Raw genomic sequence first — 21,636 nt, 5'->3', positions numbered from 1 at the left:
TCCGCTGCGACCGATTCCGATCCAAACACATCTAGCGGAATCATGCCTAACGGACACCGCTGACGCGGTGTCCTTGCTCTCTTCGATTCAACAGCGACAGCTGAGCAGTATCAACAATCTCCTACAGAAGAGCGATCCTTCAAATTAGCTAGCTAGTTCCCCGGGAGGGGGGTGCGTCCGACAAAGTCATTTTTACAGGCCCATAGAACGACTCCCAAATTGTAATCTGGTCGTTATATAATTCTTGTTTCTAGTACAGTTTTGGTTGGATAGTAAGATACTAAAATGTTTCTATACCTAACTGTTCGCTGAGGAGGTTTTCACCCCATTCACCGTCTTGTCGGACGCACCCCTCCCCCCTGTTCTTTCAAGCGAATATCAGTACTGACTTCGCCGATAGTCGCCCCTGAAATGAGCTATACATCGATCGCGACGCCATCTGTAATTTGGCGTGCAGTGACGTTCAGTGGCCACTATAGCCTCGTGAAAGAGATTTTCCCGGTTGGAATCAGTATGCAGCACTCCTCGCCACCGACGCGAGCAGCACCGATTTGAACAGACGGATACGAACCATCGTCGAGCGAACCATTCCTCGCCTTCTGCGTCACCGATGGTTAACCGACGATCAGATTCAGGTCCAGCGCTAAGTGCCCTGACTCGCATTCGTCGAACGTCTCTCGTGACGACAGCAACGACCTCGAGCAGATCCGAGTTACGTACGCACACACCCACAGTTCGAACGTCTGCCGACCGTCGGCGTCAGCGCTGGACGCACGTCGCCTCGAGCGCCACGAACCACCGATGACCGACCCAACCGTTAGGCGCGGCTGGCTCGTCTCGGCCGTCTCAGTCGCGCTCGGGGTCGCCAGCGCGCTGGCGCTCGCCGGCTACGCATTTGTCATCGGTCCCTCCGGAAATCACCAGGCGGCGGCCGCCCAGTTCACCCAGCAGCCCCTCGAGGCCGTGACCGATCCGCTGATCGCGCTGGTCGTGACGACGCTCGCGTTCGGTGCGCTGGCCGCGCTCTCGCTGCTGTACTACGTCTACGCGCAGTGGCGTTACGCGCGAAATCGACGGCTCGAACTCGAGGGAATCGCAGAACCAGACTGAGCGCGAGGACCGCACTCGAGGCGTGAGCCGGCGACTCAGACGTCGTCGGCGTCCGCGTCGCCGCCGTCGTCGACATCGTCCTCGTCGTCATCATCCTCGTCGTCGGTTTCCTCGGCCTCGTCCGCGTCGGGTCCGGTGCCGGTCGGCTCCGCCTCGTCGTCGGCGCCGGCGTCGCCCTCGTCGCCGACTTCGTCTGGATGGTCGGCCTGGTCGTCGCCGTCGTCTGCCGCCCCGTCTTCCTCGTCCTCGGCATCGTCGTCTTCGCCGGGACCCTCGTCGGCACAGCCGGCGAGCAGCGCCAGCGATCCGACCGCACCGAGACCCGACAGCTCGAGCGTCCGTCTGCGAGAACAGTCCATCGTTGTGTCCGGTCGCTACTCGATATCGAGACATATCCGTCGTGCTTGCAATGCCGTACCGGTGGCCGCGTCGGCCGTCAGGACGGATCCTGGTGGCTGATCTTCTCGGCGGTCTGACTCGGCACCGGCGTGCCGCAGTCGGAACACTTCCAGTTTGGCGTCGTCGTTCCGAACTCCTTCTCCAGATCCTGCTTGAACTCGAGGCGAGCGCCGCAGGTACACCGGTAAGTCGTGCGGCTCATATGCCACGACTCGGGGCGAGCGAGCGTAAACGCTGTGCCATCAACGGCGATTCCGCGACACCGAGTCGAGCGGTCGCGCGGGTCGGAAGATAGCAACGCCTACGGACTCGAGCGCCGTCGGTCCGGCCATGAGCGAAACGAGCCATCGGATTTCGGTCGCCGACGGCGAGTCCGTCGCAGCCGTTCACCACGCGGCGGCTGACGACGACGGTTCCGACGGCGACGGCCGCGGCTGGATCGTCTTCTGTCACGGCTTCCTGAGCGACAAAACCGGCAGCTACGAGCACCGCTGTCAACGGGCCGTCCGGGAGGGGTACGACGCCGTCCGGTTCGATTTCCGTGGCTGTGGCGAGTCCGACGGTCAGTTCGTCGACCAGACGATCGGTGACAAACTCGCGGATCTGCGAGCCGTTATCGAGTACTTCGATCCCCCAGCTCTCGTCCTCTTCGGCTCGAGTTTCGGCGGAAAGGTCGCCTTCCACGCCGCCGTCGACGAGTCGCGAGTCGAAGCGGTCGCGACTCGAGCACCCGTCACGTACAACCGGACGTTCGACGAGTACCGATCAGTCGTCGCCGAAACGGGCGAGTTGGTGTTCGACACCGGCGTGTGCATCGACGAGCGATTCTTCGAGGCGTTCGACGCGTATCCATTCGCCGACGTCGCCGCCTCCCTGTCGGTCCCCGTCGCGATTTTCCACGGGCGCGACGACGACTCGGTCCCGATTGCGGACAGCCTCGAGGCTGCGTCGGCGCTCGAGACCGACGTGCTGCTCGAGGCGTTTGCGGGCGAGGGGCACCTGTTCTCGGCGTCGGCGGAAGCGCGGTTGCTCGAGCGACTGTTTCACTGGCTCGAGGAGTGAGACGGATGAATCGTATAGCGCTACATCATTTTGAGGCGACGGGGGTGGGGATCGTCGAGCGATCGGTTTTCGGTCGACGTCCGTCTCGTGATCGGGGCGAAGAGCAGTTTCTGGGTCAGAAAAATCGGGTCCCTTTTCATACTAATACGGGAACCAACAGGTAGCAGTGAGTGAGGAAACCGACCTCCCGACGGTGCTTGCCGTACTCGACGACGAGTACGCACGCGAGATCCTCACCCATACGAGCGTCGAACCCATGTCTGCTAGTACCCTGAGCGACCGTTGTGATGCGTCCCTGCCGACGATCTATCGCCGACTCGACCGCCTCGAGGCGTGTCGACTCGTCACCGAAGAGACTGAACTCGCCCCCGACGGCAACCACTACAGCGTCTACAGCGCGAACCTCGACCGTCTCGAGCTCTCGCTCGACGAGGGATCGTTCGAACTCGAGCTTACGTACCGAGAAGAAGACGTCGCCGACAAGTTCACCCGTCTGTGGGAGGGGATGCGATGAGCCAGGACGTCGTTCGCCTCGACGAGGCGCCCCTGTTCGAACTATTGACGGTGGCGAGCCTCTTTCTGGTCGCGCTGATCGGGACGCTCATCGCGTACCAGGCCTACCGCGGCTACCGTCGTAACGACGTTCCGTCGATGCTCTATCTCGCCATCGGTCTATTGTTGCTCACGCTGTGTCCGTTCCTGATCAACGTCGTCGTCACGACGCTGTTCAGCGCCGAGCAGGTCGTCATAGTCTTCCTCGAGAACGTCAGTCGGCTGCTCGGACTGGTCGCGATTACGTACTCGCTGTACGGGAAACACTAGACGAGTGTGACGACTCGACGCGAAGAAACGATCGAAACCGAGTGAAGCGACCGTCGGAGCCGAAGTGTCGCGGGGACGTCGCGCGGGAGGGTCCGACGAACCAGCTGTAGGCGCCAGCCGCTGTCGGAGCGGACGGGCGCTGGGACCGAAGGCGATACGTGATCGCGTTCGAGCCCGCGCCCGTGTGGAATGCAGCTATCCTCCCCAGATTCACCATTCGACCCGCTCCTAATAGTGTCACGAGTGCGTTTTCTGGGTCGGAAAATCCTCACGCGACGCCGGAGTCGTCTCGTCCACGCACCCGCGTTCAGTACACCGACATATTGTGACTCCCTCGTTCAGGTGGAAATATAACGAGCAGATAGAGTTCAGGGATACAATAACAATAGTATACTAACACGACCATCAGTCTGGATCATGACAGAACTGGTGGAAGAAGGGATGACTCGGGATCGTGGGGTCAACTCGGAGACGGTCGATCCGACGGCCATCGAGACGACGTCCGACGACGAAGACGAGTTCGTCGTCGCAGTTCATCAACCGAACTACCTTCCCTGGCTCGGATACTTCGAGAAGATTCTCCGAAGCGACGTCTTCGTGTTCCTCGACGACGTCGAGTACTCGGCGAATTCCTTCACGAACCGTAACCGAATAAAGACCCCGGACGGCTGGACGTGGCTCACCGTTCCGGTCAGCGGTTCGAGCGACGAGATTCGGGACGTCCAAATTGCGACCGACCAACGTTGGCGGAAGAACCATCTGAAGAATCTCACGTACAACTACGCGAACGCCCCGTATCACGACGCCTTCGAGGAGTTGTTCGAACGGACCTACGACGAACAGTGGCACTCGATCGCCGAGTTGAACATCCACTTGATCTGTGAACTCGCCGCTCGGCTCGAACTCGAGTGTACGTTCGTCCGCTCCTCGGAGATGGGTATCGAAAGCACGAAAACCGATCGTGTGGTCGACATCTGCACCGAACTCGGTGCAGACCGGTATCTCTCCGGCGCGGGCGCACGGTCGTACCTGACGCCGTCGACGTTCGAGGCGGCTGAGGTCGCCCTCGAGTACCAGTCGTACACCACACCACGATACGAGCAGTGTTTCGACGAGTTCGTCCGCGATCTGTCGATCGTCGACGCCCTGTTCAACGTCGGTGCGGACGGGACCGTCGAGTTACTTCGAAGGGGTGCGAGCCGATGACGACCGTCGAAGAACCGGCCCTCGGAGGCTGGTCCGGCGATTTTAGTTACGAGTACTACCGAACCCTCATCGAGACGCTCGAGGCCCGATTCGACGTGCGGCCGCTGTCGGCGTTCCGTACGGCAAGTCGGACGCAACCCCTGGCGTTGCTCCGCCACGACGTCGACGTCTGTCTCGACCGTGCGGTCGAACTGGCCCGGTTCGAACGCGAACTCGGCGTTCGGTCGACGTACATGGTGATTCCGGATTCGCCGCTGTACGACGTCGAAGCGAACGCGGAGGCGTTGCGGACGATCGAAGCGATGGGACACGAGATCGGCCTGCACTACGCTCACGAGTACGGAGAGAGCGAAGACGGGAGCGATGACGTGGACCTCGAGCGCCAGCGGATGCGAATTCGCCGGGCACGCCGGCGGCTCGAATCGCTCGGTATCGGTCCGATAGCGTCGGTATCGTTTCACCTGCCGACGGATCGAGTGCTCGAGGGACCGTCGTCGATCGCGGGGCTCGTAAACGCCTACGGTCGCGAGCTGATGTCGACGTACATCTCCGATTCCGGCGGTCGATGGCGAGAGGGACCGCCGATCGGATCGATCGACGGGCTCACCGATCCGTCCACCGTACAGGTGCTAACACATCCGATCTGGTGGGGGCTGAGTCACGAACCACCGATCGTCCGATACGTCGAACGCGTCTCCGAGTACGACCGACTCACCGACGAAATGATCGACGAACTGGTCACGATCTATCCGAAAGCCGAACCGTACGTGAGGGCGTCGGCGAGAGACTGGGACGCCGATTCGATCCGCGCTTCGAGAACCGCTGGTGAGCCAGAACGCCGACGAATACCTACGAGTGAGCGACCATGACGGAAGCGTACGACATCGCGACGGGCGGCGCGTTCCCCGAAAAGGCGTGGGTGCTGACGGAGATCGAGCGAATGCTCGACGGCGAGACGAATCTGACGATGGGCGACCACTGTGACGCCTTCGAGCGCGAGTTCGCCGCGTACGTCGGTCGCGAGCACGGTATCGTGACGAACTCGTGTACGTCGGCGCTCGAGACGGTCTTCCGGACGCTCGACGTTCGCGGCGAGGACGTAATCGTCCCGGTTCAGACGTTCGCCGCGAACGCGACGTCGGTGCTGTCGACCGGCGGCGAACTCCGGTTTGCGGACATCGAACCCCACGACCACAACGTCTCGGTCGAGTCGGTCCGAGAGCGGATCAGCGACGACACCGCCGCCGTCGTCGTCGTCCACTTCGCCGGCAACGTCTGTAACCGAACGGCGGAACTGCGGGACCTCTGCGAGGAGCACGACGCCGTCCTGATCGAGGACTGCTCGCACGCACACGGCGCCAGGATCGACGGGAAACCCGCCGGGAGCATCGGTCACGTGGCGTGTTTCTCGTTCTACGCGACGAAAGTGATGACGGCCGGCGAAGGCGGGATGATCCTGACCGACGACCGGGAGTTCGCCAGGGAAGCGGCGGCGATCCGAAACCGCGGTCTCGATCCGGCGACGGACGATTCGCGCTTCGAATTCGTCGGCAGCAACTACAGGCTGTCCGAAATGGCGGCCGTGCTCGGTCGGAGCCAGCTACCCCACGTCGACGAATTCGTCGCTCACCGCAACGATCTCGCCGACGTGTACGACGACGTCCTCTCCGACCTCGCCGACCGGGAACGCGTCCGCCCCGTGTCGCCTCCGGCGAACGTTCGATCGAGTTACTGGCGGTATCCCCTCGCACTCGAGAACGGACGGAACCGGCCTCGGATCCGGGATCGCCTCCGCGAGGACGGAATACCGATCGACTGGGCGTACGACCCGCCGTTACATCGCCAGCCGTTCGTCACCGATCGGTACGACACCGACGGCGTCGCGCCGAACGCGGAGTCGGCGATGGGCCGCCACATCTGTCTGCCGATCCACAGGGATCTCTCGGTCGAAGACGCGAAATACATCGGCGAACGAGTAGACGCAGCGATACGAGAGATGGAAACGGCGACCGCGAATCGGTGACTCGTCTCGAGCGGCTTTCGTCCTAATTTCGCGGATCGGTCGAATACCGACGCCCTCGTTCTCGGTCGAGCTTTCGACGGAGCACCGTCAGCGAGCCCTGCGCACCCATTCGAAGCGTCGGCCGTTTCGCAGTTTCTTTGAGACGTCGCGCCGGATAGTCGATATGCACTACCTCGCCGGCGCGACCTCCGTCCATACGACGGCAGCGATCTGTGACTACCTCGACGAGCGGGCGACAGCCGACGATACCGTTACGGTCGTCGCCGTCGTGTCGGCGACCGATGCGGCGGGACCCGAACGACGGGACGCACAGGAGGCGCTCAACGTCGCGCCGGTCAGGCTGGCCGCGGTCGGACGGGTCGAGACGGAGCTTCGGGAAACCGACGCCGAGCCGGCCGACGTCCTCCGCGACGTGGCGACTGCGGTCGGCGCCGACGAACTCCTGGTAACGCCTCAAGACGGCGACCCGTCCGTTTCGGCCGACTCGGACGACACCACGGAATCTCAGCTGGGCTCGACCGCTCGAGCGCTGGCCGCGGACACACCGGTGCCGGTCGTCGTCGTTCCTGCACCGAAACTGTAGCTGTGGTGGCCGACGGGACGACGGGAACGGTCACGAAAACGAGCCGTGCTGACGGGTGGTCATCGGCGAGCACAGCAGCACGGTCTGGACCCAGATCGATCCGAGTTGAAACCGATTGTAGTTACGGAAAGTACGGCATTCCGGAGAGTAACGAACGGCTACTTAATCGCGTGTCTCGAGAACCGACCTTCGATGAGTAACGAGATCCCGTTGTTCGAAATACCGTGGGACGAGAACGACGTGGCGAACGCCGTCGATTCGATCACCAGAGGGTCGTACTGGGCGAACGGGCCGTACATCGACGAGTTCGAGCGCGGACTCGAGTCGTATCTCGGCGTCGACCACGCCGTGACGGTCAACTCGGGAACGACGGCCTTAGTCGCCGCGTTGACGGCCCACGGTATCGACGAGGGCGACGAAGTGATCGTCCCCGCGTTTACGTTCATCGCGACAGCCAACGCCGTTCGACTCGTCGGCGCCGATCCAGTCTTCGCGGATATCGAACGCGAGACGTACGGCCTCGATCCGGACGACGTTGCGACGAAGGTCACCGACGACACGGCGGCGATCCTCCCGATCCACCCCTACGGCGCGGCCTGTGATATCGGCCCGCTCGCCGAAATCGCCGCCGAGGCGGACGTCCCGCTGATCGAAGACGCCGCCGAAGCGTTCGGGGCCGACTACGAGGGGCGAACGCTCGGTACGATCGGCGATTCGGCGGCGCTCAGCTTCTGTCAGAACAAGGTCCTTCCGACCGGCGAGGGCGGCGCCGTCGTCACCGACGACGACGACCTCGCGCGCCGACTCGAGCAGTTCCGGTCGCACGGCCGCGCCTCCGACGAGTACTTCAGTTCGAGCGGCAGCGGCGAGTACGTCGACGTCGGGACCAACGTCCGCATGCCGGACCTGATCGCGAGCATCGGCTGTGCGCAACTCGAGAAAGTCGAAGACCACATCGCGAACCGACGCCGCGTCGCGTCGCAACTGTCCGACGGACTCGCCGGGTTCGACGGCGTCGAACCGCACACGGCCGCCGGCCGCGGCCGACACGTCTACCAGCTGTACACGGTTACCCTGGGGGAAGATATCGATCGAGACGCCGTTATCGAGACCCTAGCGGACCGCGAGATCGCATCGAAGGTCTACTGGGAGCCGGGCGTTCACCTGACCGAAAGCTACCGCGACGCGTACGACTACGAGCCCGGAACGGTCCCCGTAACCGAAGAGATCGCCGGTCGAGTGCTCTCGCTTCCGATTCATCCGGATCTCCGAGGAGACGAGATCGATCGGATCGTCACGGCCGTCGGCGCCGGACTCGAGCGTGGACGATAGTGAGAGGACCGTCCCTTCGTGATGGGATTGTTGGAGTAGTAACAATTGAGCGTGGTGGATATTTCTACACTGAGGAATCAAGCACGTTCTGACTGTCTCCCCAAGCGATCCATAACAAAGGGAAACCGTCCTGACTAGGTGAATAGGCCGCACCGGTACGGACCGAGAACCAGCAACGTGCGGCAGTTGGGGTTACGTTATCTATGAGATGGCCAGTTACAGCCGATGCGGGACTTTCGATTCGGAACGCAATCGCTCGAATCGACCGCGCTGACTCCCGAGGAATCGTTGTCGTCGACGACGAAGACCAGCTCGTTGGAATCGCAACGAGCAGACGACTGAAAGAGACGTTGTTCGACGGTGATACGCCCGAGACCCCGCTCTCGGCCGTCATCGAAGAGGACCCAGTCGTCGTCGACGCGAGCGGCTCGATTCGCACCGTCGACGGTGCAGCGACCGTCCTCGAGGACGAGGACGGCGACTCCGAGACGGTTGTCGCACCCGTCCTCGACGAGGACGGAACGGTTACCGACGTCACGACCGTCGACCTGACCAACACCACGGCGAGCACCGTCGAGAGGTCGGCGAGCGACGAAACCGTACTCGTCGTCGGCGGCGCGGGCTATCTGGGCTCGGTCCTCTGTCGACAGCTGCTGGACGCGGGGTTCGGCGTTCGCGTTCTCGATCCGCTCTTCTACGGTGCCGCCGGTGTTTCCGATCTGACCGAAACCGACCGGTTTTCGCTGCACCGCGGCGACGCGCGCTCGGTCAGTACGGTCCTCGATGCGATCGCCGGCGTCGACGCCGTCGTCCATCTCGGCGGCATCGTCGGCGATCCCGCCTCCGAACTCGATCCGGAGAAGACCCTCGAGTACAACCTCCACTCGACCCAGCTGCTGGCGTCGCTGTGCAAGTACCACGGCATCAATCGATTCGTCTTCGCCTCGACGTGTAGCGTCTACGGGCGCTCTCCGGACGACGACCGGCGCCTCGACGAAGACGCCGAACTGAACCCCGTCTCGCTGTACGCGCGGCTGAAGATCCAGTCCGAACGCGTCCTTCACGACCTCGCCGACGAGCAGTTCTCGCCGACGATCCTGCGAATGGCGACGATCTACGGCGAGTCGCCGCGCATGCGGTTCGATCTCGTCGGAAACATCCTCCCGGCGAAAGCCTACACCGAAGGCGTCATTCCCGTATTCGGCGGCGACCAGTACCGACCGAACGTCCACGTCGCCGACGCCGCCCGCGCGTACGTCGACTGTCTCACCGCGCCGATCCAAGACGTCGGCGATACCGTCTTCAACGTCGGCTCGAACGAACAGAACTACCGAATCGACGAACTCGCGACCGTCGTCGCCGACTGCTATCCCGAGGCGACGATCGAGTACCACGACGACCAGACCGACGAGCGAAGCTATCGCGTCGAGTTCGACAAGATCGAGACGGAACTCGGATTCGAGCCCGAGCGAACGATTCGCGACCACTGTCTCGACTTGCGAGAGTCCTTCGAATCCGACGCGTACGACGCCTACACGTCGACCCGCTACAACAACTACGAGACGCTCGAGCAAGCGCCCAGCTACGAACGAACGGAGGCCGTCCTCGAGTCCGACTCGATCACGCTCGAGCGTCGGCAGGAGACCGTGGCGTCGAAAGAGGCGTAAGTAGCGTCCGAAACGTAACGGCAGTCTTCTCGCGGTTGGTTCAGTAGTGAGTCGGTCCGTCCCGATCGATTCAAGACCGTGTCGATCAGCCGAGACCGAAGCTCAATCGAGGTCGACCGACTCGAGTTCGTCCGGTTCGGCGGCGGCCTCGCGAACCGACTCGAGGCAGTCGTCCGTCTCCGGGTTCGAGACGAACACGTCGCCGCCGCCCGGCATGAGCGGCGTATCGCCCTCGAACAGTTCGACGCCGGTTACGATCGGGCCGTGTGCGAACTCGCCGAACGCCTCGGTCGCCGAAATCGTCCGATCGTCCGCGACGCTACCGACGGGTTCGGTGATCGTTCCGACCCAGCCGTTTTCGTCCCACCAGAGTACCGAAAGCATCGCGTCGCCCGCCGGACGCGTCACTCGAACCGTCTCGCAGTCCAGAAACTCGACGCCCTCGGTGGCGTCCGTTTCGTCGCCGAATTGCTCCGCGTGACACGCCTCCAGCGACGGATTCTCGACGTGCTCGGCGCCCAACCCGGGCATCCCCGGCCCGGTTTCGAACAGTTCGACCGACTCGAGGACGGTCCCGTCGGACGGGAGGTCAAACGCCGCGGCGGCATCGATCGTTCGCTCGCCCTCGACCGCGCCGACCGAATCGACGACGGTCCCCGTTTCCCCGTCTTCGGCTTCGAACGTCGCGCCCAGGACAACGTCCGCCCACTCGCCGGTGACACGCACCCGCGCGCAATCGAGGAACTCGATCGCCGTCGACTCCGCCGCCGATTCGACACGTTGTGCCGGATCACGCTCTTCCCGTCCGTTCTCACCGCCGTTCGATCGCCGTATCGCGCTCGAGTCGCTCGAGTCACCGTCGACCATACGTTCCGTATTCTCGAGGCGACACATCAATCATTTTTCACGGATCGATGATTCTCAGCGAAGCGAATACGTGCGATCGCAAGACGACAGTGCAGTCATGGATTTCGGTGTTCGAAATTTGTCGAACGAACACCGAATGTGGTTTGTTAGTTGATGATTGGAGTCGACGGACGCGTCGGACACGTACGCTTCATCGAAAACGTCGCAGTGGGTAATAGTGGGCGATTTCATCCAGCAGTAGGCTCTAGTTGAGAACATGACGAAAGTGGATGCGCGAGACCTCCAGACCAACGAGACCGACGACCGAGGCCGAATCTATCTCGGGACAGAATACGCGAACAAGCGCGTAACCGTCGCTGTCGTCGAAGTGGAATCTGGTCATCCCGACGAGGACGAACTGGCTGCCGCGTACCGCGAGGGTTCTGAGAGCACGGAGGAGCTGCTCAGTCGAGTTGAGCGCATCAAGGTCGTCCCGTACGTTCGATGCGAGTTCCGACGTCCAGCCGTCCTCACTCATTCGAGTCGTCGGTACCGAAACGTTCGCGTGCCTCTTCGGCACTCATCGTTCGTTGTTCGCGGACGTCCTCTTCGGCTTCGAGGAGTGCAACGAGCTCATCACGGTCGAACGTGGGGTGTTCAACGGCATCGCGTAAGGTATACCGGATGAATTCGCTACGGCCGTTAAATTCTCGTCCGCCACGTGTCTTCGATTTCGTCGAGAAACGACCGTGTGACTTTGAAGTTTACCGTGACGATTTCGTCATCGCCGTTGTCTGTGCCCGCTTCGGACATACGTTTGTACTACCTGCGTGTTACTGTAGGCGTTTCGGCGTCCGAACGCAGACGCTATTGGCGAGGAGAAACAGTAGTAAATAGGTAAAATTAGCGATTCTCGCGCTGCTCAATTTGTTCAGATAGACAATATCCAATGTGCGAACAGATGAAACTCTAACGGCTGTACCATCGATTCCCTACTGGTGGTAAGATTCTTCGTCTATGGCACTATAATCATATCTATGTCAGCAGAAACGGACGGGCAGGGGAGGTTGTACATCCCCAAAGACGTACGAGAAAAATACGGGGAGAAGTACCACATCGTCACGTACGAGGACAGAATTGAACTCGTTCCGGTTGCAGACGACCCGCTCGCTGCAGTCCGCGAAGCGGCAGGCGAGTTACGTGACGCATCCGTCGACGATATTCGCGCGGACATCGAAGCAGAAGCGAAAGCTGAGGCCCGCGAGAACGGGGACGATAGATGACGGTCTACGTCGAAACCGACTTTTTACTCGCGCTCGCCAAAGACTCAGACTGGTTGCAGCAATCAGCAGAAGAAGCACTCGACGAGTACGACGTAGAAACGTCGGCCTTCTCCTATCTCGAACTCCTTCTCGCCCGAGAACGGTACGAGTTCGAGTACGTCCCACTCGTGGCAAATCTGCTCGAACTCGTCCCTGTCCGGGACGAGGAAGAACGACAAATCGTTCTGAAGGCTGTCAACTACTACGACGAGGGAATGACAGCGTTCGATGCGTTCCACGCCGCGACTGCAGAAACACGGACGCTGAACGTACTCTCATCGGAGAAAGATTACAAAGACATCAAGGTGAACGAGTGCCGCTAGAACCGGCTGATGAATGACAATATCTCTATCTCGTGCTACCGGTTCTCACGCATCTCTACTTCGTTAGGTCTCTAGCTCACGTTACACTATTTCGTGTATTTTGGCGGTTTTTCGCTACGTTGCACCGAGCCAATCCGGAATGGGCTTTGCACCAGTATTTTTAAGCGTGCATGTAGTACTGTGTACTACGATGGCGACGAAAACGATTTCACTCGACGAGGAAGCCTACGAGCGGCTGAAAGCCCGAAAGAAAGAGGGGGAAAGCTTCAGTGAAACCGTCAAGCGCCTTGCTGGAGAACGGTCGTGGAACGAGGTTACAGGAATTCTCTCCGAGGACGAGGCGGCAGACCTCGAGGCCGCTATCGATGACGGTCGAACGAAGTCCAGAGACCGGAGTGACCGCCTCACAGCGGAGTTAGACGAAGCCATAGACGACGAGATGTCGGAATGATTCAGGACTCGTCGTTCATTATCGATTTACTTCGAGGCGATGAAGACGCGAAACAATTTCTCGATATCATTGAAAAGGAAGCACGACCACAGAAAGTGTCCTCCGTGACGGTCTTGGAACTCTACGAGGGCGTTTCTCGGTCTCAGACGCCGGATACGAAGCGAGACCGAATCCTCGAGATACTGGAAACGAAACACGTCGTGAGCGCCGACCACACCGTGATGCGAAAAGCCGGAAAACTCTCCGGTGGGCTGATCAACGACGGTGAACGGATCGAGCGAGAAGACTGTATCATCGCCGCGACTGCGCTGCTCAACGACGAACCGGTTATCACTAGAAACACCAAGCACTTTGGGCGTATCGACAGCCTCGAAGTACGGTCTTACTGACTACCTATTTTCACGCTGCTCTACTTTGTTCAGGTAGATGAAATCCATGGTATGATCCATCGAAAATATCGCGGTGGGTAATAGTGGGCAAATCTTATTCAGTAGTAGAACCTAGTTGGGAACATGACAAAAGTAGATGCGCGAGACCTCCAGACCAACGAGACTGACGACCGAGGTCGAATCTATCTGGGAACAGAGTACGCGAACAAGCGAGTAACCGTCGCTGTCGTCGAAGTAGAATCTGACCACCCAAACGAGGGCGAACTTGCTGCTGCGTACCGCGAGGCTTCTGCGAGCGCGGAAAAACTTGCGGCCGAGTGGGACGACGCATCGGACGAGGCGTGGGGCGGACTGGATAAATGAGCGAGGATACAGACGTTCGTCGCGGTGACATCGTTATCGTTCGGCTCGATCCTGCGGAAGGGCACGAGATAAAAAAGACTCGTCCTGCGGTAGTCGTCCAGAATGACGTTGGGAACAAAAATGCCAGTACGACAATCGTTGCACCTGCGACGGGAACGTATCGAGGCTATCCGTTCGAGGTTCCCGTTGAGGCAGCGGACTCGCCGTTCGAGAAAGATTCCTCGGTCCGTCTCGACCAGATTCGTGTCGTCTCCATCGAAAAACGGATTCACTCAGTGCTTGGAAGCCTCGATGCAGAGACGATAGAGGCGGTGGACGAAGCGTTGAAACTGAGCCTCGGACTAGACTGACGTGTGCGCTGCGATCAGTATAGGGAACGAACTTTTTCCACCTTGGGTTCGCCGCAGGCGAATCGCTCTCTGTTCGCGGACGGAGTCCGCTCACACGGCCCGAGGGACGCGGAGCGTCCCTCGCTGGGCGCAAAAACTTCGACGAAAAAGGCCGATGGCTCGTCCTTCGGCCTCGCTGTCGGAGAACCGCTCGCTTCGCTCGCGGATGCTCGAACCGTTCCATTCGAACGTGTAGTGTCCGTACTTAAATCGTCGTCACGAACAATGAACAGCAACCAGAGAGTCTACTTGCCAATCGAGCCTTCACACGTGCTCAGGAATCCGCTTAGTGCTATCTACTATCCCGCTGTTCGACCTTGTTCAACTCGATGAGTAATCGGAAAATCGCCTTCACGAGATTGGCGTCGACGTCGAACTGTTCGGCGTTCTCGCCGGCCCGATCCATCACCTGCTGTTCCTGTTTTTCGTCGGTCGTCGGCAGATCCTGCTCGGCTTTGACCTGTGCGATCGTGTCGGCGACGTAGGTTCGCTGAGCGATCAGTTCGACGATTTCGCGGTCGATCGTCTGAATCTCCTCGCGAAGTTCGTCGAGGCTCATCTCGTCGGGCGTTCGTTCGTCGGTGCCTCCGTCCGTGGCCGTCTCGGATTGTCGAGTCATGTCGATCGTGTCTGTGTTCCGTCCGTTCGCGTCTCGAGCAGCCGCGTCGTCCCCTCGCGGTCGTCCCAGCGCTCCCGGACGTCCTCGAGCGTCGCCCGTTCGCCGACGGCGACGTAGCTCGGGCCGGAGCCGGAGAGCGTCACGCCGGTGACGTCCGGCATGGCCTCGAGCATCGGGGCCGTCGAGAACTCGAGCGCGCCGCAGTAGGCGAAGCCGTTGACGGTCATCGCCTCGCCGTAGCGACTGTCGAGAGCGAGTTCTTCGACCAGCTCCGCCATCGGGGCGATCCGGCGACAGGCGTCCATATCGGTCTCGCCGCTGTAGGCTCGCTCCGGGGGCGTGTAGACCAGCACGTGCCAGTCGACTTCCTCGCGCTGGAGGAGCGTGTCGGTGTCGTTGTCGGTGATCGTCACGCCGCCGAGCATGCTCGCGCTGGCGTCGTCGAACGCGCCGGTCGTGGTGACGCCGACGTCGCGTGCGGCCGTGACGCCGAGTCGGCAGGCGTCGATCCGGTCGACGGAGTCGACGATCTCGAGGGCGTCGAGCGTCGCGAGCACCGTCGCGTTTGCCGCGGCGCTCGAACTCGTCAGCCCGGCCGCCATCGGAATCTCGCTTTCGGTCAGCACTCGAGCGCCGACGTCGTCGGCGTTCAGTCCCGCCTGGTCGGCGTATCGGTCGACGGTCAACTCGGCGCAGCGCTCGATGAGGCTGGTGTCCTCCTCGGGGCGGTCGTCGATCTCGCCGACGAACTCGCCGTCGCTGGTAAGTTCGACCGTCGCTGTCGTCTCGAGGTCGACCGCGAACGCCGAACCGGTTCCGGTGGCGAAGGCGGTGAGGATCGTCCCGGCTGCTGGGGCAACGGCACGGCCGTCCATAGTCACACTCTCTCAGACCGCGTATTTACGGCTGACGGTCTCTCCGGATTCCGTTCACGACGGTGACTCGAGCGATCGGCGCGGTCTCCGCGCCGGTTCGCCGAGCGAGAGACGAAATCGAAGGCGGGAGAACGCACCGCTTTTCCGCGGTCCCGGCGAATCGAACGTCAATGAGCGCGCGCAATAACGTCGCACCCAGCACGATCGGCGTCGACTTCGTCGAGGGCGGCGTCGTCGTCGAGTACCTGGACGGACGGGACGTCTTCTACCACGGCCCGCCGAAACCCGTCGAGGGGGCGATCACGACGCCGCCGGGAAAGGAAGTGCACGTTCTCGTCACCGATCCCGACGGCGTCGAGGGCGTCATGACCTACATCAACGACCGCAACACCCACGACGACATCCTCGAGTCGACCGGCGTCGGCCGCGTCATGCTCGAGGGCGACGACGAAGAGACGCTGTTTCCCGGCGTGTCGGTGTCGACGGAAGCGTACTCGATCCGCGTCGAGGCCGACCTCTCGGTCGTCGACGGCCGCGTGTTCGTCTTCGCCGAGGACGAGATGAGCGAACACGCCTACGAACTTGTCGACGACGTCGACGCGACCCGCGGCGATTCGAGCGAGTTCGACGCCGACTCGAACGACGGGAAGCGAGCCGAAGGGCCCGAGAACGACGAGGAGAACACCGAAAGCGACGACGCGGACGACAACAACCGACCCGAGCGGGAGTAACGATGCCGCTACAAAAACCCTGGCGCGACCTCGACCGGAATGCCGTCTCGAGCGCGCCCGATCGACCCGGCGTCTACGAACTCGGCGACGAGTCGGGAGTCGTCCAGGCCGTCGGTCACGGCGTCCTGCGCGACGAACTCAAAACCGCTCTGGCCTACGAGGACGCCGCCCGCGTCCGCTGGACCGACGTCCACACGCTCGAGCAGGCCGGCGAACTCGCCGCCGAGCACCGCGACCGACTCGAGTGAGGGCGACGGGCGCCGACGCACTCACTGAATGTACGACGGCTCGCTGCCGTCGCAGTGGGTCTCGTGGTCTGACGCGTCCGTTTTCTCGTCGAACAGCAGCCCACAATCCTCACACTCCCACCACGTGGAATCGTCCCGTTCGGTCTGGACTACCATGGGAACGCGTACGATTCGAACGCCGAAATGCGTTTCTCCGGCAGCGGCCGCGAGCGGCCGTCGCGGCGCGCTCGAGTGTGAGGTGAGATCGGACCGACGCGACACGCCGGAGAGGGGCCGGAGCGGACGGAGTCACCGCTGTCGGCTCGGTCGTCGGAGGAATGCGTGACGTGAAGTGTGGTTTCCGCTCGATACCCCGACTCCGTCGGTGTCGACGTCGGCGATCAGGCGAATTCGGACGCCCGAGAACCCGACTGAACGGCTATCTCGTCGGAGTGATCCGGGTTCATACGGTTTACTGTACGTCAGTTCCGGCGCACCCGCGACACGGGCGGCGGTTGCGCCGGGACATCGGGACAGCAATCCGTATCAGGCCTCGAGTTCGGTCAGCTCCTCGACGTCCGGAATATTCTCGCTCGCCGAGGTGATCTGTTGCATCCGCTGTTCGTGTTTGGTGTAGGCGTACTCCGACAGCTGCGACGGGCTGGGGCCGGGCCCCGAGTCGGACGTCGCGCCGTCGTCGCTGACCAGACTGTCCTGGACCAGCGGGACGAGTTCGCCGACCGTCTCGCGGAGCAGGTCGGGCTCGACGTCGCCGTCGCTCACGAGCGACTTGAGCTTCGCCATGCCGAAGCCGACGTGGCGACCCTCGTCGCTGCGGACGAGTTTCAGCCCCTCGACGAGTCCCGGCAGGTCGGGCAGTTCGGGCTCGTTCTCGCCGTAGGCGAGCGTGAGTCCGTAGTAACCCGTCTGGGCCAGGATTCCCTCGATCGTCAGGTGGTAGTGACAGTGGGCCTTCGCGCGGTTCTCCGGCGTATCCGCCTCGAGCAAGCGGGCCATCGCTCGCTCGTTGCGCTCGAAGAGTTCGTCGTAGGCGTCGTTGAACCAGCGGTCGTCGGTCGGCGACGAGAGCGCCTGTCCGCGACGTTCCTCCTCCGCGTGGACGACCTCGCGCCAGTAGCGGTCGAAGAAGTCCGTGTGTTTGGACTCCTCGTAGAGCTGCGTCGTGAGGAACATCTGGTCGTCGATATCCTCGAGGACGACCGCAAGCGGCGCGAGGTCCTCGGTCACCGACTCCTCGCCGGCGCCGAACAGCGCGAGGGATTCTTTGAGCGCCTCGAAGGCCGGCTCCGGCAGCTCCGCGATCCCCTCGCGGTCGGCCTCGAGGTCGATTTCGTGGGGGTCCCAGTGTTTTTTGACGGCGTTTCGGTAGTAGTTGTGTGACCGGATCGACGTGTCCAGTTGCATCGCGGGGTCGCTCTCGGTTGCCATTGACACTCGTAGGTAGCGCCGGATTTCCGATGAATTTGTATCTACTACAGTAGGGTGTTTAAGTTTCCCCGACGAACGACGGGCACATGGGGCTCATCGCGGAGTACAGAGTGACGTCGCTCGAGTTGCCGCTGACGGACGCCGTTTCGGCCGTTCCGGAGGTTACGGTCTATATCGAGCGGATTCTCGTGATCGATCCCGATCGGCCGGTCGTGCTCTGTCGCGTCGTCGACGGCGCGGACGGCGAGTTTCGGGACGCGCTGGCGGCCGACGGGACGGTCGCCGGCGCGACGACGCTCGACGAGACGGACGGGGGCTCGCTGTATCGGATCGAACTGCGGGATCCGCCGGTGCCGATCTACCGGAAGTTCGTCGAACTCGGAACGACGCCGCTCGGCGGAATCGTCACCGTCGACGGCTGGTGGGGTCGCGCCCGGTTTCCCGACCGCGAGGCGCTCGCGGAGTATCGCGAGTTCTGTGCGGACCGCGGTGCGAACTTCCACCTCGAGCGACTCACCCGGGAGTCGTCGGCCGACGATCCGCCGTTCGGGCTCACCCGCGAGCAGTACAAGGCGCTATCGGTCGCCCGCGAGATGGGGTACTTCGCGGTTCCGCGGGAAGCGTCGACCGACGAGGTGGGACGGCGACTCGGCATCTCGGGACCGTCGACCTCCGAGCGACTCCGTCGAGGGATCGATCGGCTGCTCGGGAACGCGCTGTAACGAGAGGAGGTCCTCGTCGGCGGACAACTTCGAACGGGCGCAAACGGTCGCGTCGAGGACAATTCTCAAGGTACCGCGGCCGAAAGGAATCCCATGAGCGAATCGGACTCGAACGGCGTCTCGCTGACGGTTCGGGCCGCCGAAAAGCGGGACGCTGGACGCGGGGTCGCGCGGATACCGGAGCTCGCGCGCCGACAGCTCGGCGTGTTGAGCGGCGACACCGTCGTCATCGAGGGCGAGCGGCGAACGGTCGCGAAGATGTGGCCCGCGGATCCGTCGGTGCCGGAAAACGCCGTGCAGATCGACGGCGATACGCGCGCGAACGCGGGCGCTCACGTCGGCGACACGGTCACCGTCCGAACGAAGGACACGTCGACCATCGCCGAGGCCGACCGCGTCACGCTGTCCGCGCCGCCGTCGGCCGCCGGAACGGATCGGAGCACCGCCGAGCGCGAGGCCGCCAAGACGCTCCGGAACCGGCCGGTTCGGGCCGGCGAGCAGATCCGGATCGAGGGACTCGGCCAGGAGCCGTTCAAGGTCACCGACACCGACCCCGCCGGCGACGTCCGCATCACGAGCACGACCACAGTTCGAGTCACCGGCGGCGAACTCGAGACCGCACGCAGCGGTTCTGGCGGAGCGAGCGACGAGCGCTCGAACGCTCAGCGCTCGAGCAACGACACGACCACGGAGCCGAGCCAGAGTGCCGATCCGGAGCCTGCCTCCGGGGTTACCTACGAGGACATCGGCGGTCTGGACGAGGAACTCGAGCTCGTCCGCGAGATGATCGAACTGCCGCTGTCGGAGCCGGAACTGTTCCAGCGCCTCGGGATCGACCCGCCGGCCGGAGTCCTGCTGTACGGGCCGCCGGGAACCGGGAAGACGCTGATCGCTCGCGCGGTCGCCAACGAGGTCGACGCCAACTTCGAGACGATCTCCGGCCCGGAGATCATGTCGAAGTACAAAGGCGAGTCCGAAGAGCGGCTTCGCGAGGTGTTCGAGACGGCCGAGGCGAACGCGCCGACGATCATCTTCTTCGACGAGATCGACTCCATCGCGGGCCAGCGCGACGACGACGGCGACGCCGAAAACCGGATCGTCGGCCAGTTGCTGACCCTGATGGACGGCCTCGACGCCCGCGGCGAAGTGATCGTCATCGGCGCGACGAACCGCGTCGATACGATCGATCCCGCGTTGCGCCGCGGCGGCCGCTTCGACCGCGAGATCCAGATCGGCGTCCCCGACGCGGAGGGCCGAAAGGAGATCCTCGAGGTCCACACCCGCGGCACGCCGCTGGCCGACGACGTCAGCGCCGAGACGATCGCCCGGCGAACTCACGGCTTCGTCGGCGCCGACCTCGATTCGGTCGTCAGCGAGGCCGCGATGGCCGCGATCCGCGACCGGCCGACCGACGCGGACGACCGCGCGGAGTGGAACCAGGAGCCGACGGTCGAAAAGCATCACTTCGACGAGGCGCTGGCCGCCGTCGAGCCGTCGGCGATGCGCGAGTACGTCGCCGAGTCGCCGAGCACCGACTTCTCGAACGTCGGCGGCCTCGAGGACGCGAAACAGGTCCTCCGGGAATCGGTCGAGTGGCCGCTGACCTACGATCGACTGTTCGAGGAAACCAACACCGAGCCCCCTTCGGGCGTTCTGCTGTACGGGCCGCCGGGAACCGGGAAAACGCTTCTCGCACGCGCGCTCGCAGGCGAGACCGACGTCAACTTCGTCCGCGTCGACGGCCCCGAGATCGTCGACCGCTACGTCGGCGAGAGCGAGAAGGCGATCCGCGAGGTGTTCGAACGCGCCCGCCAGGCCGCGCCGTCGATCGTCTTCTTCGACGAGATCGACGCGATCACGGCCGCCCGCGGCGACGGCCACGAGGTCACCGAACGCGTCGTCTCGCAGTTGCTGACCGAACTCGACGGGATGCGCGAGAACCCCAACCTGGTCGTCCTCGCCGCGACCAACCGCAAAGACCAGATCGATCCCGCCCTGCTCCGACCGGGCCGTCTCGACACGCACGTCCTCGTCGGCGAACCCGACCGGGAGGCCCGCGAGAAGATCCTCGAGGTCCACACCCGCGGGAAGCCGCTCTCTGAGGAGGTCGATATCGCGGAGCTGGCCGACGACCTCGAGGGGTACACGGGAGCCGACCTCGAGGCGCTCGTCAGGACGGCCTCGATGAAGGCGATTCGGGAGGTCGCCGATCGATACGAGCCCGACGAAGCGAACGAGAAGGCCGACGAAGTGGTGATCGAACGTCGACACCTCGAGGCGGCGCGGGCGAACGGGGAGCCGACGCAGTGATCCGGCGGCGGACGCCGCGCCGAAAGCGACTTTCACTCGCAAGGCACACTCAGACCCTCCGACCCGTTGATCGGTCGGCTATGAAGGTCGTCTACAAACCGGGCAACGCCTACGAGGAGATCAACTGCTTCGATTTCCGGGAGTACGAACACGGCATCGTCCTCCACAACGAGGAGGGGTACAACATCGGCTACGTCCCCCACGAGATCCTGAGCCACATCGAGCCCCACGAGGGCGAGAAACTGGCCTTCGAGGACGGCCAGCCGCCAGAACCCTACGGGGACGACGACGAAGACGACGAAGACGACGACGAGTAACCTTCTGACGGTCGAACGGCCGTTTCGAGTCCGCTCGAGCCGGGTTCGACAGCAGCGTGTGGTCGGCTCGGGGAACTCACTCGAGTTCGTGTCGAGCCA

General features: G+C 62.7%; 27 protein-coding genes and 3 pseudogenes. 22 read left to right on the top strand and 8 right to left on the bottom strand.

What is annotated here, in order from left to right; genetic code table 11:
* The first annotated feature begins 801 nt into the window (after positions 1-801).
* A complete protein-coding gene (locus tag C493_RS21225; RefSeq protein ID WP_007261558.1) occupies positions 802-1,110 on the top strand; it encodes a hypothetical protein in 309 nt (102 codons plus the stop codon).
* A gap of 35 nt (positions 1,111-1,145) precedes the next feature.
* On the opposite strand, the gene C493_RS21220 is transcribed toward C493_RS21225, so the two are convergent.
* Together C493_RS21220 and C493_RS23555 are read right to left on the bottom strand one after the other, a co-directional pair.
* Positions 1,146-1,469, bottom strand: a complete 324-nt coding sequence (locus tag C493_RS21220) for a hypothetical protein (protein WP_007261557.1) — start codon at positions 1,467-1,469, stop codon at positions 1,146-1,148.
* A gap of 77 nt (positions 1,470-1,546) precedes the next feature.
* Positions 1,547-1,711: a hypothetical protein gene (locus C493_RS23555; protein ID WP_007261556.1), complete on the bottom strand. Its 165-nt coding sequence runs from the start codon at positions 1,709-1,711 to the stop codon at positions 1,547-1,549.
* A gap of 128 nt (positions 1,712-1,839) precedes the next feature.
* Between C493_RS23555 and C493_RS21215 the strand changes: the two genes are divergently transcribed.
* The 9 genes from C493_RS21215 to C493_RS21175 all read left to right on the top strand — a co-directional run bounded on the left by C493_RS21215 (position 1,840) and on the right by C493_RS21175 (position 10,204).
* On the top strand, positions 1,840-2,571 hold the full coding sequence (locus tag C493_RS21215; protein ID WP_007261555.1) for an alpha/beta hydrolase family protein: 732 nt from the start codon (positions 1,840-1,842) through the stop codon (positions 2,569-2,571).
* A 166-nt stretch (positions 2,572-2,737) separates the two neighbouring features.
* Positions 2,738-3,085 (top strand): ArsR/SmtB family transcription factor, encoded by a 348-nt coding sequence (locus C493_RS21210; RefSeq protein WP_007261554.1) that lies wholly within the window; start codon positions 2,738-2,740, stop codon positions 3,083-3,085.
* Positions 3,082-3,393 (top strand): DUF7521 family protein, encoded by a 312-nt coding sequence (locus tag C493_RS21205; RefSeq protein ID WP_007261553.1) that lies wholly within the window; start codon positions 3,082-3,084, stop codon positions 3,391-3,393. Before C493_RS21210 ends, C493_RS21205 begins: the two co-directional genes overlap by 4 nt.
* A gap of 417 nt (positions 3,394-3,810) precedes the next feature.
* On the top strand, positions 3,811-4,599 hold the full coding sequence (locus tag C493_RS21200) for a WbqC family protein (protein WP_007261552.1): 789 nt from the start codon (positions 3,811-3,813) through the stop codon (positions 4,597-4,599).
* Positions 4,596-5,468 carry a polysaccharide deacetylase family protein gene (locus C493_RS21195; protein WP_007261551.1) on the top strand — a complete coding sequence of 291 codons (873 nt, stop codon included), beginning with the start codon at positions 4,596-4,598 and terminating at the stop codon, positions 5,466-5,468. Before C493_RS21200 ends, C493_RS21195 begins: the two co-directional genes overlap by 4 nt.
* Positions 5,465-6,622 carry a DegT/DnrJ/EryC1/StrS family aminotransferase gene (locus C493_RS21190; protein WP_007261550.1) on the top strand — a complete coding sequence of 386 codons (1,158 nt, stop codon included), beginning with the start codon at positions 5,465-5,467 and terminating at the stop codon, positions 6,620-6,622. Before C493_RS21195 ends, C493_RS21190 begins: the two co-directional genes overlap by 4 nt.
* Positions 6,623-6,785: 163 nt before the next feature.
* Positions 6,786-7,205 carry a hypothetical protein gene (locus C493_RS21185; RefSeq protein WP_007261549.1) on the top strand — a complete coding sequence of 140 codons (420 nt, stop codon included), beginning with the start codon at positions 6,786-6,788 and terminating at the stop codon, positions 7,203-7,205.
* A gap of 192 nt (positions 7,206-7,397) precedes the next feature.
* Positions 7,398-8,537, top strand: a complete 1,140-nt coding sequence (locus tag C493_RS21180) for a DegT/DnrJ/EryC1/StrS family aminotransferase (RefSeq protein WP_007261548.1) — start codon at positions 7,398-7,400, stop codon at positions 8,535-8,537.
* 203 nt (positions 8,538-8,740) lie between these two features.
* Positions 8,741-10,204 (top strand): NAD-dependent epimerase/dehydratase family protein, encoded by a 1,464-nt coding sequence (locus C493_RS21175; RefSeq protein WP_007261547.1) that lies wholly within the window; start codon positions 8,741-8,743, stop codon positions 10,202-10,204.
* A gap of 102 nt (positions 10,205-10,306) precedes the next feature.
* Here the strand turns inward: C493_RS21175 and C493_RS23985 are convergent, their stop codons facing one another.
* Positions 10,307-11,071 carry a hypothetical protein gene (locus C493_RS23985; protein WP_241430932.1) on the bottom strand — a complete coding sequence of 255 codons (765 nt, stop codon included), beginning with the start codon at positions 11,069-11,071 and terminating at the stop codon, positions 10,307-10,309.
* A gap of 256 nt (positions 11,072-11,327) precedes the next feature.
* Between C493_RS23985 and C493_RS23980 the strand changes: the two are divergent.
* Positions 11,328-11,513, top strand: a pseudogene (locus C493_RS23980) (hypothetical protein); the annotation flags it as partial.
* A gap of 67 nt (positions 11,514-11,580) precedes the next feature.
* Here the strand turns inward: C493_RS23980 and C493_RS23975 are convergent.
* Positions 11,581-11,863: pseudogene (locus C493_RS23975) on the bottom strand (ribbon-helix-helix domain-containing protein).
* Between the two features lie 224 nt (positions 11,864-12,087).
* Between C493_RS23975 and C493_RS21155 the strand changes: the two are divergent.
* The 6 genes and pseudogenes from C493_RS21155 to C493_RS21135 all read left to right on the top strand — a co-directional run bounded on the left by C493_RS21155 (position 12,088) and on the right by C493_RS21135 (position 14,248).
* Positions 12,088-12,333, top strand: coding sequence for an AbrB/MazE/SpoVT family DNA-binding domain-containing protein (locus tag C493_RS21155; protein WP_049889560.1), 246 nt, complete (start codon positions 12,088-12,090; stop codon positions 12,331-12,333).
* A pseudogene (locus C493_RS21150) lies at positions 12,330-12,712 on the top strand (PIN domain-containing protein). The gene C493_RS21155 and the pseudogene C493_RS21150 overlap by 4 nt, the downstream one beginning before the upstream one ends.
* Positions 12,713-12,885: 173 nt before the next feature.
* The gene (locus tag C493_RS21145; protein WP_007261541.1) at positions 12,886-13,146 is read left to right on the top strand and encodes an antitoxin VapB family protein; all 261 of its coding nucleotides are present in this window, start codon (positions 12,886-12,888) and stop codon (positions 13,144-13,146) included.
* Positions 13,143-13,535: a type II toxin-antitoxin system VapC family toxin gene (locus tag C493_RS21140; protein WP_007261540.1), complete on the top strand. Its 393-nt coding sequence runs from the start codon at positions 13,143-13,145 to the stop codon at positions 13,533-13,535. The genes C493_RS21145 and C493_RS21140 overlap by 4 nt, the downstream gene beginning before the upstream one ends.
* 123 nt (positions 13,536-13,658) lie before the next feature.
* Positions 13,659-13,898, top strand: coding sequence for a hypothetical protein (locus C493_RS22405; RefSeq protein WP_007261539.1), 240 nt, complete (start codon positions 13,659-13,661; stop codon positions 13,896-13,898).
* On the top strand, positions 13,895-14,248 hold the full coding sequence (locus C493_RS21135) for a type II toxin-antitoxin system PemK/MazF family toxin (protein WP_007261538.1): 354 nt from the start codon (positions 13,895-13,897) through the stop codon (positions 14,246-14,248). The genes C493_RS22405 and C493_RS21135 overlap by 4 nt, the downstream gene beginning before the upstream one ends.
* Before the next feature lie 331 nt (positions 14,249-14,579).
* Here C493_RS21135 and C493_RS21130 read toward each other — a convergent pair whose 3' ends face one another.
* Positions 14,580-14,906, bottom strand: a complete 327-nt coding sequence (locus C493_RS21130; protein WP_007261537.1) for a chorismate mutase — start codon at positions 14,904-14,906, stop codon at positions 14,580-14,582.
* The gene (locus tag C493_RS21125) at positions 14,903-15,781 is read right to left on the bottom strand and encodes a shikimate kinase (RefSeq protein ID WP_007261536.1); all 879 of its coding nucleotides are present in this window, start codon (positions 15,779-15,781) and stop codon (positions 14,903-14,905) included. The genes C493_RS21130 and C493_RS21125 overlap by 4 nt, the downstream gene beginning before the upstream one ends.
* 170 nt (positions 15,782-15,951) lie before the next feature.
* Here C493_RS21125 and C493_RS21120 point away from each other — a divergent pair, with 170 nt between their 5' ends.
* Together C493_RS21120 and C493_RS21115 are read left to right on the top strand one after the other, a co-directional pair.
* Positions 15,952-16,512: a DUF5796 family protein gene (locus tag C493_RS21120; protein ID WP_049889558.1), complete on the top strand. Its 561-nt coding sequence runs from the start codon at positions 15,952-15,954 to the stop codon at positions 16,510-16,512.
* Positions 16,513-16,514: 2 nt separating this feature from the next.
* Complete coding sequence (locus C493_RS21115; protein WP_007261534.1) at positions 16,515-16,760, top strand: DUF7508 domain-containing protein; 246 nt, start codon at positions 16,515-16,517, stop codon at positions 16,758-16,760.
* A 21-nt stretch (positions 16,761-16,781) separates the two neighbouring features.
* Here the strand turns inward: C493_RS21115 and C493_RS24115 are convergent, their stop codons facing one another.
* Both C493_RS24115 and C493_RS21105 read right to left on the bottom strand, forming a co-directional pair.
* A complete protein-coding gene (locus C493_RS24115) occupies positions 16,782-16,916 on the bottom strand; it encodes a DUF7128 family protein (protein ID WP_007261533.1) in 135 nt (44 codons plus the stop codon).
* 369 nt (positions 16,917-17,285) lie between these two features.
* Positions 17,286-18,188, bottom strand: a complete 903-nt coding sequence (locus C493_RS21105; protein ID WP_007261532.1) for a ribonucleotide-diphosphate reductase subunit beta — start codon at positions 18,186-18,188, stop codon at positions 17,286-17,288.
* 86 nt (positions 18,189-18,274) lie between these two features.
* On the opposite strand from C493_RS21105, the gene C493_RS21100 reads away from it, so the two are divergent.
* From C493_RS21100 to C493_RS21090, 3 genes are all read left to right on the top strand, one after another.
* Complete coding sequence (locus C493_RS21100; RefSeq protein WP_007261531.1) at positions 18,275-18,910, top strand: helix-turn-helix domain-containing protein; 636 nt, start codon at positions 18,275-18,277, stop codon at positions 18,908-18,910.
* Positions 18,911-19,003: 93 nt separating this feature from the next.
* On the top strand, positions 19,004-21,220 hold the full coding sequence (locus C493_RS21095) for an AAA family ATPase (RefSeq protein ID WP_007261530.1): 2,217 nt from the start codon (positions 19,004-19,006) through the stop codon (positions 21,218-21,220).
* Positions 21,221-21,300: 80 nt separating this feature from the next.
* Positions 21,301-21,537, top strand: coding sequence for a hypothetical protein (locus C493_RS21090; protein WP_007261529.1), 237 nt, complete (start codon positions 21,301-21,303; stop codon positions 21,535-21,537).
* Positions 21,538-21,636: the final 99 nt, after the last annotated feature.

The sequence above is a fragment of the Natronolimnohabitans innermongolicus JCM 12255 genome, assembly GCF_000337215.1.
In the GTDB taxonomy this organism is placed as follows: Archaea; Halobacteriota; Halobacteria; order Halobacteriales; family Natrialbaceae; genus Natronolimnohabitans; species Natronolimnohabitans innermongolicus.
Note: the sequence above shows the minus strand (reverse complement) of the source record. Positions and strands in the feature narration are given on the sequence as shown.

What these genes read in the sequence shown, in the direction of transcription:
- C493_RS23985 (WP_241430932.1), bottom strand. Translation starts at nt 11,071, where the DNA reads ATGGTCGACGGTGACTCGAGCGACTCGAGCGCGATACGGCGATCGAAC.
- C493_RS21185 (WP_007261549.1), top strand. Translation starts at nt 6,786, where the DNA reads ATGCACTACCTCGCCGGCGCGACCTCCGTCCATACGACGGCAGCGATC.
- C493_RS21145 (WP_007261541.1), top strand. Translation starts at nt 12,886, where the DNA reads ATGGCGACGAAAACGATTTCACTCGACGAGGAAGCCTACGAGCGGCTG.
- C493_RS21140 (WP_007261540.1), top strand. Translation starts at nt 13,143, where the DNA reads ATGATTCAGGACTCGTCGTTCATTATCGATTTACTTCGAGGCGATGAA.
- C493_RS21135 (WP_007261538.1), top strand. Translation starts at nt 13,895, where the DNA reads ATGAGCGAGGATACAGACGTTCGTCGCGGTGACATCGTTATCGTTCGG.
- C493_RS21190 (WP_007261550.1), top strand. Translation starts at nt 5,465, where the DNA reads ATGACGGAAGCGTACGACATCGCGACGGGCGGCGCGTTCCCCGAAAAG.
- C493_RS21090 (WP_007261529.1), top strand. Translation starts at nt 21,301, where the DNA reads ATGAAGGTCGTCTACAAACCGGGCAACGCCTACGAGGAGATCAACTGC.
- C493_RS21225 (WP_007261558.1), top strand. Translation starts at nt 802, where the DNA reads ATGACCGACCCAACCGTTAGGCGCGGCTGGCTCGTCTCGGCCGTCTCA.
- C493_RS21180 (WP_007261548.1), top strand. Translation starts at nt 7,398, where the DNA reads ATGAGTAACGAGATCCCGTTGTTCGAAATACCGTGGGACGAGAACGAC.
- C493_RS21200 (WP_007261552.1), top strand. Translation starts at nt 3,811, where the DNA reads ATGACAGAACTGGTGGAAGAAGGGATGACTCGGGATCGTGGGGTCAAC.
- C493_RS21155 (WP_049889560.1), top strand. Translation starts at nt 12,088, where the DNA reads ATGTCAGCAGAAACGGACGGGCAGGGGAGGTTGTACATCCCCAAAGAC.
- C493_RS21115 (WP_007261534.1), top strand. Translation starts at nt 16,515, where the DNA reads ATGCCGCTACAAAAACCCTGGCGCGACCTCGACCGGAATGCCGTCTCG.
- C493_RS21130 (WP_007261537.1), bottom strand. Translation starts at nt 14,906, where the DNA reads ATGACTCGACAATCCGAGACGGCCACGGACGGAGGCACCGACGAACGA.
- C493_RS21175 (WP_007261547.1), top strand. Translation starts at nt 8,741, where the DNA reads ATGAGATGGCCAGTTACAGCCGATGCGGGACTTTCGATTCGGAACGCA.
- C493_RS22405 (WP_007261539.1), top strand. Translation starts at nt 13,659, where the DNA reads ATGACAAAAGTAGATGCGCGAGACCTCCAGACCAACGAGACTGACGAC.
- C493_RS21105 (WP_007261532.1), bottom strand. Translation starts at nt 18,188, where the DNA reads ATGGCAACCGAGAGCGACCCCGCGATGCAACTGGACACGTCGATCCGG.
- C493_RS23555 (WP_007261556.1), bottom strand. Translation starts at nt 1,711, where the DNA reads ATGAGCCGCACGACTTACCGGTGTACCTGCGGCGCTCGCCTCGAGTTC.
- C493_RS21120 (WP_049889558.1), top strand. Translation starts at nt 15,952, where the DNA reads ATGAGCGCGCGCAATAACGTCGCACCCAGCACGATCGGCGTCGACTTC.
- C493_RS21100 (WP_007261531.1), top strand. Translation starts at nt 18,275, where the DNA reads ATGGGGCTCATCGCGGAGTACAGAGTGACGTCGCTCGAGTTGCCGCTG.
- C493_RS21095 (WP_007261530.1), top strand. Translation starts at nt 19,004, where the DNA reads ATGAGCGAATCGGACTCGAACGGCGTCTCGCTGACGGTTCGGGCCGCC.
- C493_RS21220 (WP_007261557.1), bottom strand. Translation starts at nt 1,469, where the DNA reads ATGGACTGTTCTCGCAGACGGACGCTCGAGCTGTCGGGTCTCGGTGCG.
- C493_RS21125 (WP_007261536.1), bottom strand. Translation starts at nt 15,781, where the DNA reads ATGGACGGCCGTGCCGTTGCCCCAGCAGCCGGGACGATCCTCACCGCC.
- C493_RS21215 (WP_007261555.1), top strand. Translation starts at nt 1,840, where the DNA reads ATGAGCGAAACGAGCCATCGGATTTCGGTCGCCGACGGCGAGTCCGTC.
- C493_RS21205 (WP_007261553.1), top strand. Translation starts at nt 3,082, where the DNA reads ATGAGCCAGGACGTCGTTCGCCTCGACGAGGCGCCCCTGTTCGAACTA.
- C493_RS21195 (WP_007261551.1), top strand. Translation starts at nt 4,596, where the DNA reads ATGACGACCGTCGAAGAACCGGCCCTCGGAGGCTGGTCCGGCGATTTT.
- C493_RS24115 (WP_007261533.1), bottom strand. Translation starts at nt 16,916, where the DNA reads ATGGTAGTCCAGACCGAACGGGACGATTCCACGTGGTGGGAGTGTGAG.